The organism is Solilutibacter pythonis (assembly GCF_003697345.1).
In the GTDB taxonomy this organism is placed as follows: domain Bacteria; phylum Pseudomonadota; class Gammaproteobacteria; order Xanthomonadales; family Xanthomonadaceae; genus Solilutibacter; species Solilutibacter pythonis.
The window spans coordinates 42561-64816 of sequence record NZ_RFLY01000003.1; the positions used below are offsets into that span (position 1 = coordinate 42561).

The 22256-nt window shown below is 67.5% G+C and carries 21 protein-coding genes; 14 read left to right on the top strand and 7 right to left on the bottom strand.

Going from position 1 to position 22256, the window contains the following annotated elements:
• The first annotated feature begins 28 nt into the window (after positions 1 to 28).
• Positions 29 to 922: a PhzF family phenazine biosynthesis protein gene (locus EBB59_RS02670; protein ID WP_122100608.1), complete on the top strand. Its 894-nt coding sequence runs from the start codon at positions 29 to 31 to the stop codon at positions 920 to 922.
• A 354-nt stretch (positions 923 to 1276) separates the two neighbouring features.
• On the opposite strand, the gene EBB59_RS02675 is transcribed toward EBB59_RS02670, so the two are convergent.
• On the bottom strand, positions 1277 to 1915 hold the full coding sequence (locus EBB59_RS02675) for a glycine zipper 2TM domain-containing protein (RefSeq protein WP_122100747.1): 639 nt from the start codon (positions 1913 to 1915) through the stop codon (positions 1277 to 1279).
• A gap of 373 nt (positions 1916 to 2288) precedes the next feature.
• On the opposite strand from EBB59_RS02675, the gene fusA reads away from it, so the two are divergent.
• Together fusA and EBB59_RS02685 are read left to right on the top strand one after the other, a co-directional pair.
• Positions 2289 to 4337 carry an elongation factor G gene (fusA, locus tag EBB59_RS02680; RefSeq protein ID WP_122100609.1) on the top strand — a complete coding sequence of 683 codons (2049 nt, stop codon included), beginning with the start codon at positions 2289 to 2291 and terminating at the stop codon, positions 4335 to 4337.
• Positions 4338 to 4465: 128 nt separating this feature from the next.
• Positions 4466 to 4861 (top strand): HU family DNA-binding protein, encoded by a 396-nt coding sequence (locus EBB59_RS02685; protein ID WP_122100610.1) that lies wholly within the window; start codon positions 4466 to 4468, stop codon positions 4859 to 4861.
• 749 nt (positions 4862 to 5610) lie between these two features.
• On the opposite strand, the gene EBB59_RS02690 is transcribed toward EBB59_RS02685, so the two are convergent.
• Complete coding sequence (locus EBB59_RS02690) at positions 5611 to 6390, bottom strand: oxygen-binding di-iron domain-containing protein (RefSeq protein WP_122100611.1); 780 nt, start codon at positions 6388 to 6390, stop codon at positions 5611 to 5613.
• Positions 6391 to 6908: 518 nt separating this feature from the next.
• Here EBB59_RS02690 and EBB59_RS02695 point away from each other — a divergent pair.
• From EBB59_RS02695 to EBB59_RS02720, 6 genes are all read left to right on the top strand, one after another.
• Entirely contained in the window at positions 6909 to 9299 is a 2391-nt protein-coding gene (locus tag EBB59_RS02695) for a TonB-dependent receptor domain-containing protein (RefSeq protein ID WP_122100612.1), read from the top strand.
• Between the two features lie 101 nt (positions 9300 to 9400).
• Complete coding sequence (locus EBB59_RS02700; RefSeq protein WP_122100613.1) at positions 9401 to 10042, top strand: PepSY-associated TM helix domain-containing protein; 642 nt, start codon at positions 9401 to 9403, stop codon at positions 10040 to 10042.
• 24 nt (positions 10043 to 10066) lie between these two features.
• Positions 10067 to 10576, top strand: a complete 510-nt coding sequence (locus EBB59_RS02705; protein WP_122100614.1) for a DUF2271 domain-containing protein — start codon at positions 10067 to 10069, stop codon at positions 10574 to 10576.
• Between the two features lie 19 nt (positions 10577 to 10595).
• The gene (locus tag EBB59_RS02710) at positions 10596 to 11405 is read left to right on the top strand and encodes a DUF4198 domain-containing protein (protein ID WP_122100615.1); all 810 of its coding nucleotides are present in this window, start codon (positions 10596 to 10598) and stop codon (positions 11403 to 11405) included.
• 25 nt (positions 11406 to 11430) lie between these two features.
• Positions 11431 to 12378, top strand: coding sequence for an FAD:protein FMN transferase (locus tag EBB59_RS02715; RefSeq protein WP_122100748.1), 948 nt, complete (start codon positions 11431 to 11433; stop codon positions 12376 to 12378).
• A complete protein-coding gene (locus EBB59_RS02720; protein WP_122100616.1) occupies positions 12375 to 13970 on the top strand; it encodes a sulfite reductase subunit alpha in 1596 nt (531 codons plus the stop codon). The genes EBB59_RS02715 and EBB59_RS02720 overlap by 4 nt, the downstream gene beginning before the upstream one ends.
• Before the next feature lie 10 nt (positions 13971 to 13980).
• On the opposite strand, the gene EBB59_RS02725 is transcribed toward EBB59_RS02720, so the two are convergent.
• Together EBB59_RS02725 and EBB59_RS02730 are read right to left on the bottom strand one after the other, a co-directional pair.
• Positions 13981 to 14565, bottom strand: a complete 585-nt coding sequence (locus EBB59_RS02725) for a HutD/Ves family protein (protein WP_122100617.1) — start codon at positions 14563 to 14565, stop codon at positions 13981 to 13983.
• A gap of 171 nt (positions 14566 to 14736) precedes the next feature.
• Positions 14737 to 15084: a ComEA family DNA-binding protein gene (locus tag EBB59_RS02730; RefSeq protein WP_122100618.1), complete on the bottom strand. Its 348-nt coding sequence runs from the start codon at positions 15082 to 15084 to the stop codon at positions 14737 to 14739.
• A 226-nt stretch (positions 15085 to 15310) separates the two neighbouring features.
• Here EBB59_RS02730 and EBB59_RS02735 point away from each other — a divergent pair, with 226 nt between their 5' ends.
• The 5 genes from EBB59_RS02735 (at position 15311) to murU (ending at position 19222) form a co-directional block, all read left to right on the top strand.
• Positions 15311 to 16804 carry a M20 family metallopeptidase gene (locus tag EBB59_RS02735; protein WP_122100619.1) on the top strand — a complete coding sequence of 498 codons (1494 nt, stop codon included), beginning with the start codon at positions 15311 to 15313 and terminating at the stop codon, positions 16802 to 16804.
• Positions 16805 to 16880: 76 nt separating this feature from the next.
• A complete protein-coding gene (locus EBB59_RS02740) occupies positions 16881 to 17138 on the top strand; it encodes a GlsB/YeaQ/YmgE family stress response membrane protein (RefSeq protein ID WP_122100620.1) in 258 nt (85 codons plus the stop codon).
• 82 nt (positions 17139 to 17220) lie between these two features.
• The gene (locus EBB59_RS02745) at positions 17221 to 17514 is read left to right on the top strand and encodes a GlsB/YeaQ/YmgE family stress response membrane protein (protein WP_122100621.1); all 294 of its coding nucleotides are present in this window, start codon (positions 17221 to 17223) and stop codon (positions 17512 to 17514) included.
• A gap of 8 nt (positions 17515 to 17522) precedes the next feature.
• Positions 17523 to 18518 carry an aminoglycoside phosphotransferase family protein gene (locus EBB59_RS02750; protein ID WP_122100622.1) on the top strand — a complete coding sequence of 332 codons (996 nt, stop codon included), beginning with the start codon at positions 17523 to 17525 and terminating at the stop codon, positions 18516 to 18518.
• Positions 18515 to 19222 carry an N-acetylmuramate alpha-1-phosphate uridylyltransferase MurU gene (gene murU / locus EBB59_RS02755; protein ID WP_122100623.1) on the top strand — a complete coding sequence of 236 codons (708 nt, stop codon included), beginning with the start codon at positions 18515 to 18517 and terminating at the stop codon, positions 19220 to 19222. The genes EBB59_RS02750 and murU overlap by 4 nt, the downstream gene beginning before the upstream one ends.
• A 75-nt stretch (positions 19223 to 19297) precedes the next feature.
• Here murU and hda read toward each other — a convergent pair whose 3' ends face one another.
• The 3 genes from hda to EBB59_RS02770 are packed head-to-tail and all read right to left on the bottom strand — an operon-like array spanning position 19298 to position 22255.
• Positions 19298 to 19996 (bottom strand): DnaA regulatory inactivator Hda, encoded by a 699-nt coding sequence (gene hda, locus EBB59_RS02760; protein WP_122100624.1) that lies wholly within the window; start codon positions 19994 to 19996, stop codon positions 19298 to 19300.
• Positions 19993 to 21186, bottom strand: a complete 1194-nt coding sequence (locus EBB59_RS02765) for an AI-2E family transporter (protein ID WP_122100625.1) — start codon at positions 21184 to 21186, stop codon at positions 19993 to 19995. Before EBB59_RS02765 ends, hda begins: the two co-directional genes overlap by 4 nt.
• A 7-nt stretch (positions 21187 to 21193) precedes the next feature.
• Positions 21194 to 22255, bottom strand: coding sequence for a DUF2066 domain-containing protein (locus EBB59_RS02770; RefSeq protein WP_122100749.1), 1062 nt, complete (start codon positions 22253 to 22255; stop codon positions 21194 to 21196).
• Position 22256: the final 1 nt, after the last annotated feature.

The window sequence follows — 22256 nt, forward strand, 5'->3', positions numbered from 1 at the left end:
CAGAACCGCTGGCGAACGCCTCATTCTAATGACCAATCTCTCCCGCCGTCCGCGCCGTTACCTGCAAGCCGACGTGTTCGCCGAGCGCCCCGGCGCGGGCAATCCCCTGGCCGTGGTGCTGGATGCCGACGGCCTTTCTGATGACGACATGCAGGCGATCGCGCGCTGGACGCGGCTGCCGGAAACCACCTTCGTCCTCCCGCCTGACGACGCCGGCGCCAGTTACCGCATCCGCATGTTCAGCCCACGCCGCGAAGTGCCTTTCGCCGGGCATCCGAGCGTCGGCACCGCGCACGCGGTGCTCGATGCCGGCATCGCCCAGCCGCGTGACGGCCTGTTGGTGCAAGACGGCGCCGCCGGCAGGCTGCCGCTGCGCGTGCGGGGCGAAGGCGCCACCCGCACCATCGCCGTGCGCACGCCGCGCGCCTCGCTGGTGGAAACCGCCACGCCCGACGACCCGCGCCTCGTCAACGCCCTCGCCGGCCTGCCGCTCGGCACGCTGTCGCCGGCGCTGATGGAAGGCGGCCGCCGCTGGTGGCTGGTGGAACTGTCCGACGAGACTTCGCTACGCACCGCCACGCCGGACTGGACGGCGATTTCGGCCCTGGCCGAAGCCACCTCCAGCATGGGCGTCTGCGTTTACGCACGCAGCGACGACCCCGTGCATTACCTCGCCGTGCGTGCCTGGGTCGGTGCCCCGGCGCCGTTCGAGGATGCCGCCTCGGGCGCGGCCAACGCCACCCTGGCCGCCTGGCTGGCCTCGCAAAACGCACTGCCGGGCGACGGCGGCTTCTACCGCGTCAGCCAAGGCCGCGAAGTCGGCTTCGATGCCATCATCGAACTGACCGTCGATGACCAAGGCGACGTCTGGTCGGGTGGCCGCGTGACCAGCGTGGTGCATGGCGAGATCGACTGGCGCTGAGCGAAGCGACCTTGGCGGGCGGGGGCAGCACCAAAAAAGGTTGGCATCAAGCCTCCCGGTGAAGCGCGGGAGGCTTGAAACTCCATGGGCCTATTCAAACCTGGGCTTTCTTGAGACTGCCCACACGGCGGGGCGTCCCCCGCCCCACGCATTCAGATGGTAATAAGTCGGAAGCCGCAGACATCGGTATCAAGCGAGCTCGCTCACGCCCCCGGCAATTCAGTCACGCCAGCCCAAAGCAGCACCGTGTAGCGGCCTTGACCTGGATACGCCAACGGCTGCCCCGGCAAACCACCGGACTGGAATCATCGTAAAGAAAGCACCCGAAGGCGCCCCTCCGCCACCGGCCGGAACTCACTCCGGCCGCACGTCCACCCGCACCCGCACGCGATCGCCGGGATGATGGTTCATGCGCGAGGTGTAGCGGCGGCCGTTGTATTCGTGGGTGACATCGTAGGCATCGCCCTCGGACATCGGGCGATAGCGGCCATCGCCGCTCACCGGGTCGCAGACGGTGACCCGCCCGCGGCGTGGTGGGCGGGCGTGCTGATCGTAGATGCCGCGACCGGCCATCCCGCCGACCATCGAGCCGATCGCCGAGGTGGCATAACGCGCCGAGCCGCCGCCCACCTGGCTGCCGAGCACCGCGCCGACCACGCCGCCGATCACCGTCGCCACCCGCCGCCCGGTCTCACCGCCGCCGTTGCGTCGATAGCCATCGCCGTGGACGCCCTCGCGGCCGTCGTAGTAGCCATCGTTGCGGTAATAACCGTCATTCCGGTAATCGCCATCGCCGTAACGCGGATCGCGGTTGTCGACGTAGCCGCCATCCTGCGTGTAGCAACGCCGTGCCTGGCCGCCATGGCCATAGCCGCTCCGGGCATGGCCGTCGGACACGCGCTGGCCCCGGATCACCCGCGCCCAGTCGTACTGCGCGCCGCTGTCGTAACCGCCGCCATGACGACCGGCGTGGCTTTGCGCGGGCGCGGGCATGGCGATGGCGGTCAGGCCGGCGGCCAGCGCAAGGGGAAGAAAACGAAGGGAACAAGTCATGGGAAAAACTCCGTAATGCCGCCAGCGGCGCCCAGTGAAACTGCGGCCGAAGCGCCCAATCGGCGCTGAACCCGGAGGCGACCGTTGCCGCCGATTCACCCCTCCCGGCTGGCCGCCGGCATCGGCCTGGCGTAGGCTCGCCCCACGTGCCCGCGCCGCCGGTTATTGACGCAGCTCAATGCCAGGCATTGGCGGTGCGGGTATCAAGTCAGCAACGCCATGACCGCCCGCCGAGCGCGATGCTCGTGGGTCGCGCGGACAACGCGGACGACCATGACGTCCCAGTCACCCTTGCACTGAAGGAGACGGACGCATGTCCCACAGCACCCACCAGATCCGCAACCTCGCCCTCGCGGGCCACCCCGGCGCCGGCAAAACCAGCCTGTTCGAAGCCCTGCTGCATGCCGGCGGCGCCATTCCCACGGCAGGCAGCCTGGAGCGCGGCACCACCGTGTCCGATTTCGACCCGATGGAAAAGGCGCGCGGCCATTCGATCGACACCGCCATCGCCAGCACCGATCACAACGGCATCCACGTCAATCTGATCGACACCCCAGGCTACCCGGATTTCCGCGGCGCCGCGCTGTCCGCGCTGGCGGCGGTGGAAACGGTGGCGATCGTGGTCGATGCCGATTCCGGCGTCGAATACGGCACCCGTCGAATGATGGAATACGCGAAATCGCGCAAGTTGTGCCGCGCGATCGTGGTCAACAAGATCGACCACGCCGAGGCCGACCTCGGCGCGTTGCTGGAATCGCTGCGCGAGACCTTCGGCCCCGAAGTGCTGCCGCTCAACCTGCCGGCCGCCGGCGGCACGGCGGTGATCGACTGCTTCGGCAACCATGAGGGCGAAAGCGATCTCGGCGCGGTCGCCGACTGGCACCAGCGCATCATCGACCAAGTGGTCGAGATCAACGAAAAAGTGATGAATCGCTATCTCGACCTCGGCGAAGGCGGGCTCTCCGGCAAAGAACTGCACGATGCTTTCGAGCAATGCCTGCGCGAAGGCCACCTGGTGCCGGTATGCTTCGTCTCGGCGCGCAGCGGCGCCGGCGTGCGCAAGCTGCTGGACATCGCCGAGCGCCTCTTTCCCCACCCGGCCGAAGCCAACCCGCCGCAGTTCCTCAAGGGCGAAGGTGCCGGCGCGCAACCGCTCTCGCCACGGCCCGACCCGGACGCGCACGTCATCGCCGACGTGTTCAAGATCATCCACGACCCCTTCGTCGGCAAGCTGGCGGTATTGCGCGTCTACCAGGGCACGTTGAAGCCGGACAGCCAGTTGTTCATCGACAACGGCCGCAAACCGTTCAAGGTCAGCCATCTCTACAGGCTGAAGGGCAAAGAACACACCGAAATCCGCCGCGCCGTGCCGGGTGACATCGCCGCGGTCGCCAAAGTGGACGAGCTGCATTTCGACGCGGTGCTGCACGACTCCCACGACGAGGATCACATCCACCTCGAACCACTGAACTTCCCCAAACCCATGTTCGGTCTCGCGGTATCGGCCACCAGCCGCGGCCAGGAACAGAAGCTCGCCACCGCGCTGGCCAAACTGGCCGAGGAAGACCCGGCCTTCCTGGTCGAACACAACGACGAAACCCACGAGACGGTGATCCGCGGCCTCTCCGACCTGCATCTGCGGGTGCAACTGCAACGGCTGAAGGAACGCTTCGCCGTGGAAGTGGAAACCCACCCGCCGCGCATCGCCTACCGCGAGACGGTGAAACAAGCCGCCGAAGGCCACCACCGGCACAAGAAGCAGACCGGCGGCGCCGGCCAGTTCGGCGAAGTGTTCCTGCGCGTGGAACCGCTGCCGCGCGGCGGCGGCTTCGAGTTCGTCGATGCGGTCAAGGGAGGCGTCATTCCCGGCCAGTTCCTGCCGGCGGTGGAAAAAGGCGTGCGCCAGGTGATGGCGGCGGGCGCGGTGGCCGGATTCCCCATCCAGGACGTGCGCGTGGTGGTCCACGACGGCAAGCACCACCCGGTGGACAGCAAGGAAGTCGCCTTCGCCGCCGCCGGCAGAAAAGCGTTTCTGGATGCCATCGGCAAGGCCGGCGCGGTGGTGCTGGAGCCGATCGTCGAATTGGAGGTGAGCGCGCCGGAAGCGCACATGGGCGACATCAGCGGCGGGCTCGCCGCCAAGCGCGCGCGCATCCACGGCACCGACCGCCTGCGCGGCGGCGAAATCGTGGTGAAGGCGCAAGTGCCGTTGTCCGAACTGGAGGGCTATGCCGCCGAACTGAAATCGGCCACCGCCGGGCGCGGCCGCTATTCGCTGGATTTCAGCCACTACGAACCGGTGCCGGCACAGGCGCAACAACGCCTGGCCGAACAATGGCGCCCGCACGCGGAGGAGGACTGATTACCCAGCCAGAAAAGCGCAAAAACCCAGCCAAACCGCTTGGCGCGGGCAATTCCATGCAATACATTGGGCTGCCGGTCGAAACCGCGCACCCACCCATCACCATCCAGACGAGGAAAGTGACACCCATGGCCATGAAGAAAGCCGTTGCGCCGAAGAAGGCCGCCGCACCGAAAAAAGCTGCACCGAAGAAGGCCGCCAAGACGATGAAGCCGATCAGCGAAGCGTTGAGCAAGTCCGCGCTGGTCGCCCATATCGCCGAATTCAGCGATGTTGCAGCAAAGGACGTGCGCGCCGTGTTGGCCGCGCTGGAAAGCACCGTGTACGCCTCGGTGAACAAGAAAGGTGCCGGCTCGTTCACCATGCCGGGCCTGTTCAAGATCACCTCGTTGAAGGTGCCCGCCAAGCCGAAGCGCAAGGGCATCAACCCCTTCACCAAGGAAGAGCAGTGGTTCGCCGCCAAGCCCGCCTCGATCAAGGTCAAGGTGCGTCCGCTGAAGAAGCTCAAGGACGCCGCCGCCTAATCGCGGCCGGGCCTTGCGATTCACGAAACCGGCGTCCGCGAAGGCGCCGGTTTTTTTTGCATTCAGCATCCGGCGCGCGGCATCCCCCAGGAGCCGGTGGGCAGCCGGCCAGACATGCACGCGGAGCCTGCCGTGTTCAGCCCCCTGTTGACCGCACTCCCGCGCTGAAATCGGCCAAACGCGCGTACGGAGCCCGCTGTGTTCGGCCTCCTGTTGACCGTACTCCCGCGCTGACAATCGGCCAAACGCGCGTACGGAGCCGGCCGTGTTCGGCCTCCTGTTGACCGCACTCCCGCGCTGACAATCGGCCAAACGCGCGTGCGGAGCCTGCCGTGTTCGGCCTCCTGTTGACCGTACTCCCGCGCTGACAATCGGCCAAACGCGCGTGCGGAGCCCGCTGTGTTCGGCCTCCTGTTGACCGTACTCCCGCGCTGACAATCGGCCAAACGCGCATGCGGAGCCTGCCGACACGGGTAGCTGCGGATGCGCCATCCACCCGCATGCGGAACGGCCTACCCCGGCGACATGCCTCACGCGCGCCTGCCTTGGCTTCCAGCCGCGCGGAGCCCGCTACCTGGCCGGCCAATTCCCACGGATGCGTCGGAGCCCCGGGCCACCGGCTCGGGCAGCGCGGCAGGTATCGCATCCCGGCATCCGCCGCGCCTGGAGGATGGCCCGGGAAAGCCGGACGCCAAGGCCGGCTTCCGGCACTGGAATCCGAACTACATGTTTCCGCCCGCCCGGATGTCTCAGGCCGACGGCGGGCGGTAGTTGGCCTGCGTCACCAGATCGACACCGCATTCCAACCCTTCCAGCCACGCGAGGAAATCGTGCATGGCCGCGCCCTTCATCGGCAGGCCGTGCTGCGGCGCGATCATCTCCGGGTCGAGTTCCCGCACCATGTTGACCCATAGCCGCAAGACGCGGTTCGACGCCATGTAACGGCGATGGAACCCTTCCATCCGGCGTTTGTGGGTATCGAAATCGCTGCTGACCAGGGTGTAAGGGTCGCCACTGGCCACCAGCGAGGCGCCGACGTCGCCCGAGAACAGGATGCGGCTGTTCGGGTCCCAGAAACAGAAATTGCCGACCGAATGCATGAAATGCGACGGCAGCAGGAATATCCGCGCATCGCCCAGTTCGACGTGTCCGCCGGCATCCGAGATCAGCTTGTAGCGCTCGCGCCCGGCGTTCTTCATGTAGCCCGGCACCACATGCGGCACGAAGCGGCCCCATAGCTCCGAGCAAACGATCGTGGCCTGGGTGTAGAGCATCCATTTGTCCACCGAACCGATGATGTCCGGGTCCTGGTGCGAGCACAGGATGTAGTCGACCTGGGTCGGCTTGACGTAATTGCCCATCGCCAGGATCAACGGGTTGTAGAGCAACGCCCCGCCCGGATCGAGCAAGGCGGAATGGCCGCCGCTCTGGATCAGGAACTGGTTGGCCTGGACGCCGTCATCGCCACGGACCAGATCGTTGAAGGCGATGCAACGGTGATCGCCTGATTCGAAAAGCACGGTTGCCATGAATTCCTCCCTTCCAAGTGACAAAGGGTAGGCCGGCCCCCTTGCTGCGGCATGAGCAGGATCAAATCGTACCGCCATCCCACTCTGGCAAAGACGGCTGAGACTTCAAACGTCCGCCAACTGATACGCATGTCACAAAAATAATCGTTTTTGTTGAAAACAACAATTGTTCTCATTAAAGTTTCGTTTGCGGCACGGCATGACGCCTTGCAACCACACGAACACGCCATGCGCCTTCATCCCCTTCTTTCCCGCGCCGATGGATATGCCGCATGGCGCAGTCCCGACGGGCCGAAAGCCGGGCCGTCCGCCGTCCGGCATCGAACGCCCGCCCGGCGAGCGCCTCCGTCAGACCCCACGGCAACCGGGACGCGCCCCCGCTGCACGGCGCCATCGGCAAGCAGGTCGCCGCGCCGACCGATTGATTCCTAACACGAGCCCCCATCGCAAGCCGTCCAGCTCGAGCGCCCTCGCTCAGGCCGGATGGTACCCCACACGTCCGAAACTGGAATTTCATCATGTCTCCATCCCGTCACACGCTTTGCGGCGCCATCGCCTTCGCGCTCGCCATGCCCGGCATGGCGCTGGCCGCCGAAGCCGACGCATCGCCGGCGCCACAGCAACTCGACCGCGTGGTCGTCACCGCCGCCGGGTTCGAACAGAAGCTGGCCGACGCCCCCGCCAGCATCAGCGTCGTGGCCCGCGAGGAGCTGGAAAAGCGCCCGTATTCCAACCTGATCGACGCGTTACGCGATATCGAGGGCATCGATGTCGGCATGGAGACGACCGACAAGAACGGCATGGCGACGATCAGCATGCGCGGCATGCCTTCCGACTACACGCTGGTGCTGATCGACGGACGCCGCCAGAGCAACGTCGGCTCGATCTACCCCAACAACTTCGGCGGCGGCCAGTTCTCTTTCCTGCCGCCGCTGGACGCGATCGACCGCATCGAAGTGGTGCGCGGGCCGATGTCCACGCTGTACGGCTCGGACGCGATGGGCGGCGTCGTCAACATCATCACCCGCCGCGTGGGTGACGCCTGGCGCGGTTCGCTGCGCCAGGGCTTCACCTTCCAGCAGGACAAGCACTTCGGCAATGCCCGCGCCAGCGACGTCTACCTCGGTGGGCCGCTGGTGAAGGACAGGCTCGGGTTCGCCTTTCGCGGCGGCCATTACCGCCAGGACGAGTCCATCCCGGAATGGCCCTCGCTGACCCTCCCCGACGGCAGCGAATGGAACCGCGCGCTCGGCTTCGGCCGCGGCGGCAAGCAGGTCGCCAACACCCACTGGAACGCCGGCGTGCGCCTGGACTGGACGCCCAACGATGCGCATCGCTTCTTGTTCGATTACGACGTCTCACGGCAGAAGTACGACAACCGCCAGGGCCAGACCGGCACGCTCGACGGCATTGCATCGCTCTGGCGCAGCGGCAACGCGGTCATCCCGAACCCCAACGGCAACGGCACCCTCACCCGCCGGGTGGTGCAGCCGCGCGTCGGCTACACGCCGGAGCAACGCTACGAGCGCGAGCAGGCTTCGCTCACCCACATCGGCGAATGGTCGTTCGGGCGCAGCGAAACCAGCCTGATGCGGATCGGCAGCCGCAACCTGGGCCGTTCGCTGCCGCTGACCATTGCCGAGCGCGCCGAATTGCAGACGTTGTGGAATGAGGTCTGTACGCGCCGCGGGCAGGCCGCCTATTGCAACAACGGCAGCCTCGCCGCCAGCCGGCTCACCGCCGACGAGCGGGCGCGGCTTGGCGCATTCCTGCCGCGCCCGCTGCGCACGCTGGAACTTCGCGGCTGGGTGCTGGACAGCAAGCTGGAAGTCAACGCCGAGGATCATCGCCTGACCGTCGGCGGCCAGCTCAACGACACCGACATGGAGGACGGCGTGTTCGGCATGGGCCGCGCCGAATACCGCAATGGCGTCACCCAGAAACATCGCCAGTGGGCGCTGTTCGCCGAGGACAACTGGCGGTTCGCGCCCGGCCTGACCGCCACGCTCGGGCTGCGTTACGACCGCCACAACCTGTTCGGCAGCCACTTCAGCCCACGCGGCTACCTGGTCTGGGAAGCCACCGACGCCTGGACGATCAAGGGCGGCATCAGCACCGGCTACAAAACCCCGCGCCCGGACCAGCTTTTTCCCGGCATCACCGGCTTCGGCGGCCAAGGGGTACTGCCGCTGGTCGGCACGCCGGGCCTGAAGCCCGAGACCAGCCGCAATTACGAACTGGCCGCGTATTACGAAGGCGAGCGCTACGGACTCAACGCCACCGCCTTCCTCAACCGCTTCAAGGACAAGATCGCCCGGGGCGGCATCTACCCCAATTGCGAAGTGACCAAGCCCGGCAGCGGCTACTGCGTGGACATCGGCCAGGGCTGGGCGGCGCTGGGCTATTCCAGCTTCGCGCAGACGGTCAACATCGACAGCGCGGATACCCGTGGCGTCGAGCTGGCCGGCCATGTGAAACTGGCCGAAGACTGGAACCTGCGCGGCAACTACACCTGGACACGCTCACGCCAGACCAGCGGCGCCAAACGCGGCAGCCCGATCGCGGGCAACCCCGCCAAGCACATGCTCAACGCCTCGCTCAACTGGCAGGTAACACCGACGTTCGGCCTCAACCTCGGGGGCGAAGGTCGCTTCAACCGCTACTACGGCATGGACGCCGCCGGCAAGGACATCTATTACAAAAACCATGTCCTGCTGCACCTCGGCGGCTCATGGCAAGCCACCGGATGGCTGACGATCAACGCCCGCGTCAACAACCTGCTGGATCGCAACTTCATCTCACAAAGCTGCACGCTGGCCGCGGGCGCGGACAGCTTCGACTGCCGCGACGACTACGCGGTGAAGGAGCAGCGCCGCAGCTTCTGGCTCTCGTTCAACGCCCGCTTCTGAGCGCTGCCGCGCCATCCGTGGCGCCCGGATATCGGCGCGCCACGCAGACGCGACAAATTCTCATTTATGATCTGTTTTCCATACCAGTCCAGTGATCGTTCTTGAGTCCGAGCCACGCCCGTGACGACATCGCCGCCCAGCAGCGCCGCGGCTTCTGGCTGCGCCAATTGCACCAATGGCACTGGATCAGCGCGGCGGTGTGCTTGATGGCGATGCTGCTGTTCTCCGTCACCGGCATCACCCTCAACCACGCCGCCAGCATCGAGGCCACGCCACGGGTGAAAACCGGCCATGAAACGATGCCGGCCTCGGTCCTGAGATCGCTGGGCGCGCGCATGGAAGGCAACGCGCCGCTGCCGGCCACCGTCATCGACTGGCTGAACGACGCACTGCCGCTTGTGGTCGGCAGGCAGGTGGCGGAATGGTCGGCGGATGAAATCTACCTCGCCCTGCCCCGGCCCGGCGGCGATGGCTGGCTCAGCATCGACCGCGCCAGTGGCGAGGTGGAATACGAACGCAGCGACCGTGGCTGGCTGGCCTATTTCAACGACCTGCACAAGGGCCGCCATACCGGCGCGGCCTGGCGCTGGTTCATCGACGTGTTCGCACTTGCCTGTCTGGTGTTCACCGTCAGCGGCCTGTTCCTGTTGCAGATGCATGCGCGGCAACGCCGCTCCACCTGGCCCTGGGTCGCGCTCGGGTTGGTGCTGCCGGTCGTCATCGCGCTCGTTTTCGTTCATTAGATTCCCTATCTGGAGACCGCTGTCATGCGCATTACCGCCACCATCGCCCTCTGCGGCCTGATCGCCCTGCCGGTGCAGGCCGCAGAACTGAAACTCGAAGTCCAGATTCCCCAGCTCAACGTCGCCGAGTACCACCGCCCCTACGTGGCGATCTGGGTGGAAGGCATCGACCAGACCGCGCGCGCCAATCTGGCCGTGTGGTACCAGCAAAAAGCCAATGCCGAGGGCGCGGGCACCAAGTGGCTGCCCGACCTGCGCCAATGGTGGCGACGCAGCGGCCGCAACCTGAAGGTGCCGGTGGATGGCGTCACCGGCCCGACCCGACCCGCCGGCCGCCACGCGCTGAACTTCGACGAACAGCACCCGGAACTGAAGCATCTGCCCGCCGGCGACTACGTACTGGTGGTGGAAGCCGTGCGCGAAGTCGGCGGCCGCGAACTGCTGCGCATCCCCTTCAAGTGGCACGACGCCAGCACCGGCGGCGCGCAGGGCAAGAGCGAGCTTGGCCGTGTCAGCCTGACCAGTACCCGTTGACTCCCCGGAGGAACCCGAAGTGAAACCCTCGCTCAAACATGCCGCCCTCGTGCTGGCGCTCGCCCTTCCCTTCACCGCGCAGGCGCACAAAGCTTGGCTACGCCCCTCGCAGACGGTCGTCTCCGGCAATGCGCCCTGGATCACCGTGGATGCAGCGGTCTCCAACGACCTGTTCTACTTCAACCACGTGCCGCTGCGGCTGGACAACCTGGCGATCACCGCGCCCGACGGCAGCCGCGTCGATCCAAAGAACGGCGCCACCGGCAAGTACCGCAGCGTGTTCGACATCGAACTGACGCAGACCGGCACCTATCGCCTCGCCAGTGTCGGTGACGGCCTGAGCGCGAGCTGGAAGGAAAACGGCCAGCCCAGGCGCTGGCGCGGCAGCCCGGACGCGTTCGCCGCCAACGTGCCAAAGGATGCCGCCGAGCTGGCGGTGAGCCAGAACGTCAACCGCATCGAAACCTTCGTCACCAATGGCGCGCCCAGCGACGCCGCGCTGAAGATCAGCGGCAACGGTCTGGAAATGCAGCCGATCACTCATCCCAACGACCTGTTCGCCGGCGAGGAAGCGAAATTCCGCCTGCTGATCGACGGCCAGCCGGCGCGCGGCATCGAGGTCGAAGTGGTACGCGGCGAAACCCGCTACCGCAACGCGCAGGACGAGATCAAGCTGAAGACCGACGCCAACGGCGAATTCAAACTGACCTGGCCCACGGCCGGCATGTACTGGCTGGAAGCCAGAACCGAGGACGACAAGACCCGCCAGCCACAGGCGAAGAAACGCCGCCTGGGCTATGTCGCCACGCTGGAAGCGCTGCCGCAGTAACCGCGGCCGCCCACGCACCCGCCAGATGTCCGTCCTGCACCAGATCGGCGGCGCCACCATGGGCACCACCTGGTCGGCGCGGCTGGTGGCCCGGCCGGCCGCCGATCTGAACCGCCTGCATGCCGGCGCGCAACGCGTGCTGGACCAGGTGGTGGCGGAGATGAGCCACTGGGAAGCCGATTCCCACCTCTCCCGCTACAACCACGCGCCGGCCGGCAGTTGGCGGGCGCTGCCGCCGGGCTTCGCCCAGGTGATGCGGGCCGCGCTGGACATCGCCGAGGCCAGCGGCGGCGCCTTCGACCCGACCCTCGGCGCGCTGGTCGATGCCTGGGGCTTCGGGCCATCGCGCGCGGTGCATGCCGATGCGCTGGCACGGCTGGAGGCGTTGCGCGCCACCACCGGCTGGCAACGCCTGAGATGGCGCGGTACCGACACGCTGCTGCAACCCGGCGGCATTGCGCTGGATCTCTCCGCGATCGCCAAGGGCCATGCGGTCGACGCGGTCAGCGCCTGGCTGCGCCACGCCGGTGTCGTCGCCGCGCTGGTGGAAGTCGGCGGCGAACTGCGCGGCTACGGCCACAAACCCGACGGCATGCCGTGGCGGGTGATCGTGGAAGGCTGGGCCGGCGACGAACGCGACGAACAACCACCGCGCATCCTCGCACTCGACGAACTGGCCATCGCCACTTCCGGCGACCGCTGGCACTGCCGAGAGGACGCGGGCACGCGGCAAAGCCATACGCTCGACCCACGCATCGGCGCGCCGGTGCGCCATGCCCCGACGGCGGTGACGGTCGCCATGCCCAGCGCGATGCGGGCCGATGGCTGGGCCACCGCGCTTGGCGTGCTCGGCTGCGAGGCGGGCTTCGATCTCGCCTGCCGGCACGGCTTCGCGGCCCGTTTCATCGACAGCGCGGCCAACGATCACCGCGAGCGGATGACTCCGGCCTTCATCGAGCGCTTGCGGGCATGAACCGCGCCCGGATCGGCAACATGCTGCTGCTCTCGGCACTGACGGCCTTCGCCCTGGGCTTCGCCGCCTGGCAGCGCGACCCCTGGTGGCACGGGATGCCGGACGCATCGCGCATCGTATTCGCCGGCACCGCACTCGCGCTCTGGTTCGCGCTCTGCCTCGGCCTGCCGTACCCGCGGCGTGCGGCTTCTTCGTTGAAAGACGGCGACGCGGTGCCAATCCTCTGGGCCAGCCAGACCGGATTCGCCACGCAACTGGCCGAGCACAGCGCGGCTCTGCTGGAGACGGCCGGCATCGCCAGCCACGTGGCGCCGCTGGACACCACCGGCATCGCCTCGCTCAAACGACACCGCCGCGTGCTGGTCGTCGCCAGCACCACTGGCGAAGGCGACCCGCCCGACCATGCGCTCGGCTGCGTTCCCCTGTTGCGGGGCGCCGATCTCACCGGCCTCCATTACGCCGTACTCGCGCTCGGCGACCACCGTTACACACACTTTTGCGCCTACGGCCGCCAGCTCGACGACGCACTGCGCCAGGCTGGCGCCACGCCGCTGTTCGACCATATCGAGGTGGATGCCGGCGACCCGGCGGCGCTGCGCCATTGGCAACAGCAACTCGGGCAGGCATTCGGCGGCACGTCGATCCCCGACTGGGTGGCGCCGGAGTACCAGCGCTGGCGGCTGGCGGCGCGCGAATGCCTCAACCCTGGCGGTCTCGGCGCACCAGTACACCGGCTATGGCTTGAGATACCAGCCGATGAACATGTCGAATGGCGGGCCGGCGACATCGCCGAGATCGGCCCGCGTCATTCACCGGAAACCATCGACAGTTGGCTGGCCGAGCATGGCCTGGACGGGCGTGCCGAAGTGCGCGTACCCGGCAAGGCCGGCACGCGGCACTTCGCCGACCTGCTGGCCGGCATGCGCCTGCCCGTATCCGGCGACATCGCCGGGCGCACGCCCCAGGCCATCGCCGACACGCTGGAACCGCTGCCACACCGCGAATATTCAATTGCCTCGATCCCATCGGAAAACGAACTGCAACTCCTGGTGCGCGAAATGTACGACGAGCTGGGCCGGCCCGGCCTGGGCAGCGGCTGGTTGACCCGGCACGCCGGCATCGGCGACGGCATCGAGCTGCGCATCCGCGGCAATCCATGCTTCCACCCGCCAGACCCGGCACGGCCGATGATCCTGATCGGCAACGGCACCGGCATCGCCGGCCTGCGCGCACACTTGGCCGCCCGCGCCGCCGCCGGCATCGGCGACAACTGGCTCTTGTTCGGCGAACGCCAGGCCGCGCACGATACCCACTTCGCCGACGACCTGCGCCAATGGCAAGCGGCCGGGCTGCTTGCCCGTTTCGATGCCGTCCATTCGCGCGACGGCGGCGAACACCGTTACGTGCAGGATGCCTTGCGCGCGCAATCCGCGCGCCTTCGCCAATGGGTGGAGAACGACGCAGCGATATACGTCTGCGGCAGCCTGCGTGGCATGGCGCCAGCGGTGGACGCGGTGATCGAAGCGGCATTGGGCGCGACGCTGCGCCAGCAACTGCTGGCCGAAGGCCGTTATCGCCGCGACGTGTACTGAATCCCGCCGCTCAGGCCGGCAGACGCCGCAGGCGAATCACGAGCGCATGGCCATTCGCCTCCATGCACTGCCGACGACGCCGGGCACCGCCACTCAACAGCACGGTATCGCCTCGCGCCAACCGCAGATCGCCAGCATCAGGCAACCATGCCTCGCCCTCGACGAGATGCACCGCCCAGGTTTCGCCCGGCTCGGCCCACACGGTCGTGGCGCCGGCCAAGGGCCGCCGCCACAACTCGGCATCGATGCGCTGGCGCGCCCACATCAGGTTGAAATCGGTGGTCGGCCCATCGAGCAGCCGGCTGTGCAACGCTCGTTCCCCGGCAAAACGCAGCCGGGGGATTTCCGGCGTCAGCCCGGCACACTCGCCATCGGCGAAATCAAGAACCATCCCCGCGCCGGACAGCAATACGATCTCGCGTTCGATCCCCGGGAACAGCGAGAACGGCCCGTCACGCTCCACTTCGGCCAACGATAGCCGCCAGTCGAAGTCGGCGAGATCGCCAGCCAAGGCGATCTCGCGCGTCCAGCCGCCGCCATTGCGCCAACGCTGACGCCGGGTCTGCTCGAAACGGATGACATCCAGCAATTCCATCCGCGCAGTCTAACCACCCGGTCCGCCGGAAAAAGAACGCCCGGCGTGCATTCCCTGCACGCCGGGCGGCCTGGACATTCCTTGGTCCTGACTTCCCTGTATCGGCTCCTGCCTGTCTGTCGGGGCTCCCTGCCCCCGCACCGAACTTCCGGATTCAGTGCATAGCAATGCCTAGTACCGTGTGTGGTACGCCTCGGCCTTGTCCTCCTGGCCACGCATGGCGGGGCGGATTTCCTGTGCCCCCTTTCCCAGAATGATCCGGTGGCGATTCATCTCCACCGTCTTGATCCCGATGCCCTTGACCATGGCCAGTTGCTCGACGCTGCGGAACGGACCATTTTCCCGGCGGTAATCGATGATCGCCTGTGCCCGCACCTGACCGACGTTCACCAGCGCCGCATCCAACGCGATGGCATCGGCGCTGTTGATGTCGACCTGGACATCGGCGGCGGCGTGCACCTGCCCGAAGGGCAGCAGGCACAACAGCAGCAAGCGGATCAGGTGAGGCAGAAACTTCATTTCGGTGCCGATGGTGGTACTTGCAGCCTGGTTCGTGGGTTCGGAGAGAAGTTTCCCCTGGACGGTGATCGCCCCCTATCGCCGGAAGACTCGAAATGCCGCGGGAAAACACCCCATTACCGTGTAGGAATTCTCCTACCCGATGACCTTCCCCCCGCCGCGGGCTCACGGGATGCAAAGCCTCGCCCCGCTAGAATCCTGGGTTTCCCGGACAGCGGAGCCCGCGATGGACACCAGCAAGATCAACCAGTTCGTCAACGAGAAATGGGATGAAGAGATCGTCCCGAAACTGATCGATTACATCGCCATCCCCAACAAGTCGCCGATGTTCGACACCCACTGGCGCGAACATGGCTACATGGATCAGGCGGTCGAGCTGATGGTCGACTGGGCCCGGGCGCAGGACATCCCCGGCATGGCGGTCGAGGTGGTGCAACTGGAAACGCGCACGCCGCTCATCTATATCGATATCCCGGCCAGCGGCGAATCGGTGGGCGATGACTGCGTGCTGCTCTACGGCCACCTCGACAAACAGCCGGAAATGACCGGCTGGGATGCCGACCTCGGCCCATGGAAACCGGTGCTGCGCGGCGACAGGCTCTACGGTCGCGGCGGCGCCGACGACGGCTACGCCATCTTCGGCTCGCTGACCGGCGTGATGGCGTTGCGGGCGCAGGGCCTGCCGCACGCGCGCTGCGTGGTGCTGATCGAAGCCTGCGAGGAATCCGGCAGCTACGACCTGCCGGCCTACGTCGATCACCTTGCCGAACGCATCGGCAGGCCCTCGCTGGTGGTCTGCCTGGATTCGGGCTGCGGCAACTACGACCAGCTCTGGTGCACCACCTCGCTGCGCGGCCTCGCCGGCGGCAACCTGCGCGTGGATGTGCTGAACGAAGGCGTGCACTCGGGCGATGCTTCCGGCATCGTGCCTTCCAGCTGGCGGCTGGTACGGCAGTTGCTCTCGCGGGTCGAGGACGAGGCCAGCGGCAGGATGAAACTCGATGGCCTGTACGTGGACATCCCCGCCGAACGCCTGGAGCAGGCGAAGAAGGCCGCCGACGTGCTGGGCGACGAAATCTTCGACAAGTTCCCTCTGGTCGAGGGCCTCAGCCCGATGGCCGACGACAACATGGAGCGCGTGCTCAACCGCACCTGGCGTCCGGCGCTTTCCATCACCGGCATCGACGGCATGCCGCCGCTGGAATCGGCCGGCAACGTGCTGCGCCCGTTCACCGCGGTGAAGCTCTCGCTGCGCCTGCCGCCCACGCTGGATGGGGATGCCGGCGGCCAGCTTCTGCGCGACGCCCTGCTGAAGGACCCGCCAAACGGCGCCAAGGTCGACTTCGAGCTGGAGAAATCGTCCTCGGGCTGGAACGCGCCGGCGATGTCGGCCTGGCTGGCCGAGGCCATCGAGGCCGCCAGCCAGGCTTTCTACGGCAAGCCGGTGATGTACATGGGCGAAGGCGGCTCGATCCCGTTCATGGGCATGCTGGGCGAGAAATTCCCCGGCGCGCAGTTCATGATCACCGGCGTGCTGGGCCCGCACAGCAACGCGCACGGCCCCAACGAGTTCCTGCACATCCCGATGGGCAAGAAAGTCACCGCCTGCGTGGCCCAGGTGATCGCCGCCCACCACGCCGCCAGTCTGCGTGGCGAGACCAGCGGCGTGGCCGTGGCCGCCGACAGCGGGAAACGCCACGGCGACCACGGCTGCTGCTGAAGCCGCTCGCCGGCATTGACGCCTTCTTGACCCGCGCACGGGGATAGTGCGCGGGTCAATTCACGAGAGATTCAACATGTTCGAAGGCATCTTCGGCTACATCATCGGCGGTCTGGTCATCGGCGTGCTGGCGCGGCTCATCAAGCCGGGCGCGGACCCGATGGGCTGGATCATGACCATCGTCCTCGGCATCGTCGGCGCGGTCATCGGCGGCCAGGCTTCGGTTTATTTCGGGCTTGGCGGCTTCATGACCTGGGTAGTGGCGATCGTCGCCGCGATCATCCTGCTGTTCATCTTCGAAGCCATGCGCGCGAAGCGCCCGGCCGCCCGCTGAGGCCACGCCGCCGAAGCCCCCGCTGATCTTTCCGCCGCCCGCGCTGTTATGCTGGGCGGCGGATACGCGACGGGGGACATCCATGCCTTTGTTCGGCAGCGAAAACTGGCTGTACATCGCCTTCATCGGCCTCCTTGTCGGCATCGTGGCGCGCTTGTTCAAGCCCGGCCGCGACCGCATGGGGCTCATTCTCACCACCTTGCTCGGCATCGCCGGGGCGCTGTTCGCCGGCTGGTTCGGCCAATACATGGGCTGGTACCAGCCGGGCCAGCAGGCCGGTTTCCTCGGCGCGGTGCTGGGCGCGGTCTTTCTGCTGCTGTTCGTCGGGCTGTTCAAAAAGCCGCGTGAGCGCCGCATCTTCCGCAGCCGTCGCTGAGGCCGCGCATGGATCGGGAAACCGCACGCCTGGACTGGGCGCGCCGCACGCTTGACGCCCCCGGGCTGGCGCTCGAACGCGCCTCCACCGATGCCGGTTTCCGCAGCTACTGGCGCACGCTGGGCGTCGCGCCTTCGCGCATCGTCATGGATTCGCCCCCGGACAAGGAGGACGTGCGCCCGTGGCTTGCGATGCGCGACCTGCTGCACGCCGGCGGCGTGCGGGTGCCGCGGGTACTGGCCGAGGACGGTACGGCCGGCTTCCTGCTGCTGGAGGATCTCGGCATCCACACCTATCTGCACGATCTCGACGACGGCAACGCCGACGTTCTGTTCGATGCCGCCATCGGCCAGTTGCTGAAATTGCAGGCGATCCCGCCACCGGACACGCTGCCGCGCTACGACGAAGCGATGCTGGCGCGCGAGCTGCGCCTGTTCGACGACTGGTTCTGCCGCGCCCATCTCGGCATGACGCTCGACTGCGCCGAAATGGAGACACTGGACGCCGCCTACCGCTTCCTGATCGATGCCGCGCTGGCGCAGCCGCGGGTGCTGGTGCACCGCGATTTCATGCCACGCAATCTGATGCGGGCCGAGGATGGTCCCGCCGTGCTGGATTTCCAGGATGCCGTCAGCGGACCAATCGCCTACGACGCATTTTCCCTGTTCAAGGACGCCTTCCTGAGCTGGCCGGCCGCGCGCGTCGATGGCTGGCTGCGCCGCTACCACACCCGCGCCGCCGCCGCCGGCCTGCCGGTACCGCCGGCCGAACGCTTCCTGCGCGATGCCGAGCTGATCGGCGTGCAACGCCATCTCAAAGTCATCGGCATCTTCGCCCGCCTGCGCCACCGCGATCACAAACCGAAATACCTGGCCGACGCGCCGCGCTTTTTCGCCTATCTCGACGAGACGCTGTCGAAACATGCGCCGCTGGCCGGGCTGGCCGCCTTCATCGATGGCCGCGTCAAGCCGGCGCTGGCCGCGCACGATCGATCGCCAGCATGAAAGCGCTGATCTTCGCCGCCGGCCTCGGCGAGCGCATGCGTCCGCTGACCGACACCACGCCCAAGCCATTGCTGGAAGTCGGCGGCAAACCGCTGATCGTCTGGCACCTGGAGAAACTGGCGGCGATGGGAGTGCGGGAAGTCGTTGTCAACACTTCCTGGCTGGCCGGGCAATTCCCCGCCGCGCTGGGCGACGGCGGCCGCTTCGGCCTGCGCCTGCACTATTCCTACGAAGGCCCGACGCCACTGGAAACCGGCGGCGGCATGTGGAACGCCCTGCCGCTGCTCGGCGACACGCCGTTCATCGCGGTCAATGGCGATGTCTGGAGCGATGCCGATTTCGCCCGCCTGCCACGCGACCCCCTTGGCCTCGCCCACCTGCTGCTGGTGGACAACCCGACGCACCATCCAGCCGGCGATTTCGCCCTCGATGCCACGGGCCGCCTGCACGCCGATGGCCACGGCAAGCTGACCTTCTCCGGCATCGGCGTTTACCGGCGCGAACTGTTCGACGACTGGCACGCGGTGATCGACGATACCGATGGCGCTGCGGACGCGCCACCACGCTTCAAGCTGGCCCCGCTGCTGCGCGCGGCGATGGCGCGGGGAATGGTGAGCGGCGAAAGGCATCCCGGCCGCTGGACCGATGTCGGCACGCCGGCGCGGCTGCGCGCACTGGATACGGCATTGCGCGCCGGCGATTGACGGCGGCCATGCGTCTGGCCGTACTCGGTTTGAAGGAACATCGGCACGCCGGCACGGCTATGCGCGCCGCCGCGTTCAGCCGCCCGCCTCCAGCACCTGCCGCAAGAATGGCACGGTCAGCCGCCGCTGCGCTGCCAGCGACTCGCGGTCGAGGCGTTCGAACAGCGCGGTGAGGCTGGACATGTCACGCTCGACCCGCTTCAGCAACCAGTCGATCGCGGCTTCGTCGAATTGCAGCCCCCGGCGTTCGGCGCGCAGGCGCAGGATGGCCGCGCGGACGGCGTCATCCGGCGGCGCAAGCGCGATCCGCGCGCATTGGCCGAGACGGGAGCGCAAATCCGGCAGGTCCAGGCCAAGCGCGTCGGGCACCGCGCGCGCGGTATAGAGCAAGTACGCGCCGCCATCCCGGGCGGCATTGTGGAAATCGAACAGGGCTACTTCATCGGCGCGCCCGCCGGCGGCGGCATCCAGGCCGTCCAGCGCGTACAGCGCGCCAGCGCGCGGCGCCGGCAAGGCCGCCGCCAGACGACCGGCCAGCGCGACCAACGGCAGATATTGCGCCTCGACGCCGCGCGCTTCGGCCTCGGCGCAGACCGCCAGCGCCAGGTGGGTCTTGCCCACGCCCGACGGCCCGCACAAGTACAGCCAGTCGCCCGCGCCCGCCGCTAGCGCGTGCAACTGGGCCAGCGCGGCCGGCGGCGCGGCGACGAAGCTTTCCAGGCGCTGATCGGGCGGATAGCGGAGCGCCAGCGGCAGTTGCGGGGTATTGCTCACGCCTCGGGTGGCCCCGTGTCTTCCTCGGGCATCAGCAGCCGGGAACCCTTGGCCTGCTCCAGCACGATCGCCGGCTGCTCGCCGACGTAGATCCGGCTGGCGCGATAGCGCTCCACCGCGAAATGCAGCAGCACGTTGATCACCGCCGCGCCCGGCAAGGCCAGCAGCATGCCGACGAAGCCGAACAGCACGCCGCCTGCCATCACCGCGAAGATCACCGCCATCGGGTGCAGGCCGATGCGGTCGCCGACCAGCTTGGGCGTCAGCAGGTAGCTCTCGATCAACTGAGCGACGGTGAACACCACGCCCACGCCGGCCAGCATCGGCCAGCCGCCGCCCTGCACCAACGCGGCGATGCCGCCCATCACCACCACCGAAGCCGGGCCGAGGTAGGGCACGAAGCTGAGCAATCCGCCGATCACCCCGATCAGGATGCCGACCTTCACCCCGACCAGCCACAGGCCGAGACCGTACATCACGCCCAGCGCCACCATCACCAGGAACTGGCCGCGCAGAAAGCCGCCGAGCACGGCATCGGATTCCTTCGCCAGTTGCGTCACCGTCGACAGGTGATCGCGCGGGATCAGCGCGGCGATGCGCTCGACGAAACGATCCCAGTCGCGCAGGAAGAAGAACGCCAGCACCGGGATCAGCACCAGGTTGGTCAGCCACAACACCATGCCCATGCCCGAGCGTGAGAGGAAGCCCAGCACGGTCGCCGCGACACCGCCGACGCGCTGCCAGTGCTCGCGCAGCATCGCCATCAAATGTTCGCTGTCGAACCAGGCCAGCAGGTCGAACTTGAATTTCGCCAGCACCCAGGGCGCCAGCCGCCCGGTGAACCAGTTGGCGAACCACGCCTGGTATTCCGGCCACGATTCGACCAAGGTCATGATCTGACGCGCGATCACCGGCACCAGGATCAGCACCACCACCAGCAGCCCCAGCGACATCCCGGTGAACACGGCGATCACCGCGGTATTGCGGCCGACGCCGCGCGCCTCGATGCGGTCCACCAGCGGATCGCCCAGCCAGCCCAGCATCGCGGCGATCACGAACGGGGTAAGGATCGGCGCCAGCAGGCTGACCAGCCAGATGACGCCCACCGCCACCGCGGCCCATTGCAGGCGCCGGAAAAAAGCGGCGATGTCGGCCAGCGATGCCTGGCGCGGGGGGTGTTGTGGCTTCATCCCCACCTCAGCGCAACACGAAATCGGCATCGTCGCCCACCGCGACGATCACCCCGTCACGCTCAAGCGAGCGGCGGAATCCGGGCAGGCCGCTCCTCAGCGCCAATTGCAGCACCACGCTGCCGCCCTCGGCCGAGACCGGCACGATGCGGCCGACCAGCGGGTGGCCTTCCAGCCAGCCAATCAGGCGCAGGTATTCGCCGGCGCCGGCGATGCCCGAAATCGTCACCACGAAATCGCCGGGCGGGCTGTCCGGCACGGTGGCGCGGGCATATTTGCGGGTGAGCGCGTCGGCGGCCATGTCGGCCCCGCCGGACATGGCGCGGCGGGCATCGCCATCGCCGGTCGAGGTGCGCGCCAGCACGCGGCCGTTGTCGACGAATATCCAGTCGGCCTTCCAGCCGGCGCCGGCGCGATAGAGCTTGCCGACGAGCTGCATCGGCGGCGAATAAGCCCTGGAGATACGCGCGACGGCGGCGGTATCGCCCCGCCAGATGGCGCCGGCGGCGGCCTGTTCGGCGGCATTGCCGGCGGGCAGACCAAGGCTGTAACCGCGCGCCTTGGCACGGTCGAGAATGCTGCGGGCGGCGTTGTTCTGTTGCAGACCGACCAGACGCGGGCCGCTGCCATCATCGATCGCCAGCCACAGCACCGGCTTCGGGCGCGGCGTCGGCCAAACCGGCACGCCGGCCATCTTGATCAGTTCATCGACCATCTCCGGCTTGAAGCGCACCACCAGCAGGGTGTCGAAGCTGGGCGCGCCGCTGGCGGAGACGCCTTCGTCCTGGCGGTAATCGTAGCCGGCCACGTACTCCTTCGCCCGCCGCAGTTCCTGGCCAACCCCAGGACGCGCGCCGGGATTGCGCTCGCCCGAAAGGTTGGACAGCACCTGCGACAGCGCGCGGGCGAAGCCGCCATCGCGCTCGCCATCGGTCTGCGAGCGCACCAGCACTTCCGCCTCGTACACGCCCTGGGCGCGCGCGCGGCTGCCCTCGGCACGTTGCGCGAAAGCCGGCGTCATGCACAGCAGCAACATCGCCGCCCATGTCCATCGGATGGCTGTACGCATC

What these genes read in the sequence shown, in the direction of transcription:
- EBB59_RS02735 (WP_122100619.1), top strand. Translation starts at nt 15,311, where the DNA reads ATGGACACCAGCAAGATCAACCAGTTCGTCAACGAGAAATGGGATGAA.
- EBB59_RS02720 (WP_122100616.1), top strand. Translation starts at nt 12,375, where the DNA reads ATGAACCGCGCCCGGATCGGCAACATGCTGCTGCTCTCGGCACTGACG.
- EBB59_RS02705 (WP_122100614.1), top strand. Translation starts at nt 10,067, where the DNA reads ATGCGCATTACCGCCACCATCGCCCTCTGCGGCCTGATCGCCCTGCCG.
- EBB59_RS02750 (WP_122100622.1), top strand. Translation starts at nt 17,523, where the DNA reads ATGGATCGGGAAACCGCACGCCTGGACTGGGCGCGCCGCACGCTTGAC.
- fusA (WP_122100609.1), top strand. Translation starts at nt 2,289, where the DNA reads ATGTCCCACAGCACCCACCAGATCCGCAACCTCGCCCTCGCGGGCCAC.
- EBB59_RS02695 (WP_122100612.1), top strand. Translation starts at nt 6,909, where the DNA reads ATGTCTCCATCCCGTCACACGCTTTGCGGCGCCATCGCCTTCGCGCTC.
- EBB59_RS02690 (WP_122100611.1), bottom strand. Translation starts at nt 6,390, where the DNA reads ATGGCAACCGTGCTTTTCGAATCAGGCGATCACCGTTGCATCGCCTTC.
- murU (WP_122100623.1), top strand. Translation starts at nt 18,515, where the DNA reads ATGAAAGCGCTGATCTTCGCCGCCGGCCTCGGCGAGCGCATGCGTCCG.
- EBB59_RS02715 (WP_122100748.1), top strand. Translation starts at nt 11,431, where the DNA reads ATGTCCGTCCTGCACCAGATCGGCGGCGCCACCATGGGCACCACCTGG.
- EBB59_RS02765 (WP_122100625.1), bottom strand. Translation starts at nt 21,186, where the DNA reads ATGAAGCCACAACACCCCCCGCGCCAGGCATCGCTGGCCGACATCGCC.
- EBB59_RS02670 (WP_122100608.1), top strand. Translation starts at nt 29, where the DNA reads ATGACCAATCTCTCCCGCCGTCCGCGCCGTTACCTGCAAGCCGACGTG.
- EBB59_RS02685 (WP_122100610.1), top strand. Translation starts at nt 4,466, where the DNA reads ATGGCCATGAAGAAAGCCGTTGCGCCGAAGAAGGCCGCCGCACCGAAA.
- EBB59_RS02745 (WP_122100621.1), top strand. Translation starts at nt 17,221, where the DNA reads ATGCCTTTGTTCGGCAGCGAAAACTGGCTGTACATCGCCTTCATCGGC.
- EBB59_RS02675 (WP_122100747.1), bottom strand. Translation starts at nt 1,915, where the DNA reads ATGCCCGCGCCCGCGCAAAGCCACGCCGGTCGTCATGGCGGCGGTTAC.
- EBB59_RS02770 (WP_122100749.1), bottom strand. Translation starts at nt 22,255, where the DNA reads ATGCGTACAGCCATCCGATGGACATGGGCGGCGATGTTGCTGCTGTGC.
- EBB59_RS02730 (WP_122100618.1), bottom strand. Translation starts at nt 15,084, where the DNA reads ATGAAGTTTCTGCCTCACCTGATCCGCTTGCTGCTGTTGTGCCTGCTG.
- EBB59_RS02725 (WP_122100617.1), bottom strand. Translation starts at nt 14,565, where the DNA reads ATGGAATTGCTGGATGTCATCCGTTTCGAGCAGACCCGGCGTCAGCGT.
- EBB59_RS02740 (WP_122100620.1), top strand. Translation starts at nt 16,881, where the DNA reads ATGTTCGAAGGCATCTTCGGCTACATCATCGGCGGTCTGGTCATCGGC.